General features: G+C 62.6%; 3 protein-coding genes and 1 pseudogene. 2 read left to right on the top strand and 2 right to left on the bottom strand.

What is annotated here, in order from left to right:
* Positions 1 to 109: 109 nt before the first annotated feature.
* A pseudogene (locus BRA62_RS00910) lies at positions 110 to 454 on the top strand (thiamine pyrophosphate-dependent enzyme); the annotation flags it as partial.
* Here BRA62_RS00910 and BRA62_RS00905 read toward each other — a convergent pair.
* Complete coding sequence (locus BRA62_RS00905; RefSeq protein ID WP_292364176.1) at positions 390 to 794, bottom strand: pyridoxamine 5'-phosphate oxidase family protein; 405 nt, start codon at positions 792 to 794, stop codon at positions 390 to 392. The pseudogene BRA62_RS00910 and the gene BRA62_RS00905 sit on opposite strands and share 65 nt — an antisense overlap.
* A 111-nt stretch (positions 795 to 905) precedes the next feature.
* On the bottom strand, positions 906 to 2,714 hold the full coding sequence (recQ, locus tag BRA62_RS00900; RefSeq protein WP_292364174.1) for a DNA helicase RecQ: 1,809 nt from the start codon (positions 2,712 to 2,714) through the stop codon (positions 906 to 908).
* Between the two features lie 107 nt (positions 2,715 to 2,821).
* On the opposite strand from recQ, the gene BRA62_RS00895 reads away from it, so the two are divergent.
* Positions 2,822 to 3,001, top strand: coding sequence for a hypothetical protein (locus tag BRA62_RS00895; protein WP_292364173.1), 180 nt, complete (start codon positions 2,822 to 2,824; stop codon positions 2,999 to 3,001).
* The last annotated feature ends 233 nt before the right edge of the window (positions 3,002 to 3,234 follow it).

The following is a 3,234-nucleotide window of genomic DNA, read 5'->3' as shown; positions in this document are numbered from 1 at the left end:
CTTCACCCCCACAAGTTAAAATCATCTACTCTGCTCCAGGACCGGAGCAGGGCCTACCTGGTGCACCATTAAACCCCGGTGAAGAACTACACGCCGCGGAGGAGAAGAAGATGGAGGAAGTACCCACTTCGGGACGGATCTGCTCAACCCCGATTTCGTCGAGTATGCGGAGGCCTGCGGGGCCACGGGTATCCGGGTGGATACGCCGGAAGCACTCGGCCCGGTCATCAGGGAGGCGGTCCGGATGAACGTGCCGGGCGTCGTCGATGTGGATACCGAGCCGCGCTGGTTCAAAAAAGGGGGATCGGCCGGCAGACCGGCCGAAACGCCCGTTTCAGGCCGCTGCCCGTCCGGGGAAATAACCCCGGCAGAGGCCGTCAAAAATGTTCTTAAAGAATCTTCTCCCCGGCCTTCGGCCCGGGAGAGCACTCGTAGACCTCCCGGATCTTCATGACGAGGAGGTTCTTTGCCGGTGCCTTCGCCATCTTCGACCGGACGGTGAGCTGCATCTTCTCGAACTCCGGGCCTTCGGACCTGACCTCGACGTCGCCCTTGACCTGGAAACAGCCCTTCGTCTCGGGTCCCCAGACATAGATGGAGACCTTCGGGTTCTCCCGGACGTTTGCAAGCGTCTTCTTCATGAAGTTGTCCGCGATCCAGATCGTCTCGTCGTCGACGAGTTCCACGAACCCGATCGGCACCACGTTCGGCCACCCGTCCTTCGAGGCCGTGGCGACCGGGAAGGCCTTCATCGTGCTAAACGCTGCCTTCATCTCTTCAGTAAGTGCAACCATCGCTTTTCACCAATACAATCTCTGAACTACAGATTTATATAGTGATTTGTCAGAAAACTGTAGTTGCGGCGGCGGTGCTACAGATCTGTGACCCGGTTCCTCCCGCCGGGGTCACCCGCTCCGCTGCTCCGGTCCGATCCCCTGTTCGGCGCAATGCTTATCGATGGCGTCGAGGAACCTCCTGCCATAACGCTTCAGCTTCGCCTCGCTGACCCCGTAAACCCGGAGAAGGGCGACGCCGGTGCCCGGGTAGATCTTCGCCATCTCCTTGAGGCTCCGGTCGTGGAAGACGACGAACGGCGGCACGCGATCGAGGTCGGCAACGACCTTCCGGAGCCGGCGGAGCCGGAGAAAGAGCGCCTCGTCGTAGTCGTCCCCGGTCTCCGGCGCAATGACGCCTTCCGGACGCGGTTCTGCGAGCGGCACCACAAGATCGCCTGCCAGCACCTCCCGGCTCCGGCCGTTCAGCACGAGGACCGGGTACCGGCCGCCGGTCGACGAGATGAACCTCTTCCCGACCATCTCCTGGATGAAGAGCAGCCACTGGTCGCGGGTGTATCCGGAACCGTAGGCGGGAAGTTTATCGTGCCCGTTTTCGCGGATCCTCGCGCTCTTCGACCCGACCAGCACATCGGCGACGTAGGACGCGCCGAACCGCTCCCCGGTCCCCCGGATGCAGGAGATGACCGCCGATGCGACTTCAGTTCCGTCAAAGACCTTCACCGGCGTCTCGCACCGGTCGCACCCGCCGCACCGCTCCTCCGGGTAGGCCTCGCCGAAGTAGTCGAGCAGAAACTTCCTCCGGCACCCGGCGGTCTCGCAGTAGTCGAGCATTGTACCGGCTTTCCGGTAGGCGACGTCCTTTCGCGTTGCATCGCCGCCCTCCTTCTCGATGATGTAGCGGATCGTGCCGTAGTCGCCCCGGGAATAGAAGAGGATGCAGTCGCCCGGCTCCCCGTCCCTGCCCGCCCGGCCGGTCTCCTGGTAGTAGGACTCGATATCCTTCGGGAGGTCGGTGTGGATGACGAACCGCACGTCGGGTTTGTTGATGCCCATCCCGAAGGCGACGGTGGCGCAGATGATCGCGGCGTCGCCGCGCGAGAAGGCCTCCTGGTGCTCGGCGCGGACGCTGTCGGGGAGGCCCGCGTGATAGGGGAGCGCCGAAAATCCCTTCTCCTGCAGTTTCTTCGCGAGTTCCTCCGTTGCTTTCTGGGAGAAGCAGTAGATGATCCCGGCGTTGTCTGGGTGCTCGCGCAAGTAGGCGACGAGCCGCGGGAAGTAACGGGCCTTCGGTACCACCCGGTAGGTGAGGTTTTCGCGGTTGAAACTCCCGATGAACCTGGCCGGATTCGAAAGATTGAGCTGCACCGCGATGTCGTCCTGGACGGCGGGGATGGCGGTCGCGGTCAGGGCGATGACAGGAACCGCAGGGAACCGCTCCTTGAGCGCCCGGAGCCGGCGGTATTCGGGGCGGAAGTTATGGCCCCACATGGAGATGCAGTGCGCCTCGTCGATGGCGATGAGCCGGACGTCCGCCTGTGTCAGGAGCGAGAGGAAGAACGGCTGCACCGCCCGTTCCGGCGAGACGTAGAGAACCCGGATGCGGCCTTCGAGGATCACCCGCTCGATGATCTTCTGCTCCCCACGCCCGAGCGAACTGTTGATCGTCGCGGCAGGAATGCCGTTTGCCCGGAGACCGTCGACCTGGTCTTTCATCAGGGCGATGAGCGGTGAGACGACGACCGTAAGCCCGCCGAAGACGAGGGCGGGGAGCTGGTAGCAGAGGGACTTGCCGCCCCCGGTCGCCATGACGGCGAGGACATCCGTCCCCGCGAGCACGGCATCGATGATCTCTTCCTGGTGGGGGAGGAACGACGTATACCCGAAGTATTTCTCCAGAACGCTGTGTTTGGTATCCATTGCGCCACAAGACCTGATGTAGTGGTACGGTTGGGTGGGGGCCGGGATAGGGTTTGTTGTTCCCGCACCGATGCGCATATCCGCGGGGAACGCACGTACTGAAAGCGATGAAGAACGTCGACATGACGGTTGAGGGAAGCGTCCTCACCATACGCGTGGATCTCGAAAAAGAGTTCGGCGCATCGAAGAGCGGGAAATCGATCACGATCGCCTCCACCGAGGGCAACGTTGCGGTGCCGGGGCACGAGGAGATCAGGATCGGGCTGAACATCTACCGGAAGAAGTGAGCGGGCATCGGTTTTCTCCCGGCGCTGGCGGCCCGGGAGAGTCACCGCTCATTTCGCGCGAGCCGTATCATCATCCACGCTCTGCAAGTTCACGCGAAGCCGCGAGATCTGCGCGGTATGGCTTTATTGAATCCCTACCTGTTTGCCCCAGATGATTGCAATCCAGTAGCACGGCTTTCCACCGAGTATCGCCATGACTGCCCCCGCCCTTGGGGCGGGGGAGGAGGCCGAAG

Source organism: Methanoculleus sp. UBA208 (assembly GCF_002498065.1).
Lineage (GTDB): Archaea > Halobacteriota > Methanomicrobia > Methanomicrobiales > Methanoculleaceae > Methanoculleus.
The sequence above is the reverse complement of the archived record's forward strand: the minus strand, read 5'-3'. Positions and strand labels throughout refer to the sequence as shown.

Excerpts from the sequence above, each read along its gene's own strand:
- BRA62_RS00905 (WP_292364176.1), bottom strand. The coding sequence starts at position 794 with ATGGTTGCACTTACTGAAGAGATGAAGGCAGCGTTTAGCACGATGAAG.
- recQ (WP_292364174.1), bottom strand. The coding sequence starts at position 2,714 with ATGGATACCAAACACAGCGTTCTGGAGAAATACTTCGGGTATACGTCG.
- BRA62_RS00895 (WP_292364173.1), top strand. The coding sequence starts at position 2,822 with ATGAAGAACGTCGACATGACGGTTGAGGGAAGCGTCCTCACCATACGC.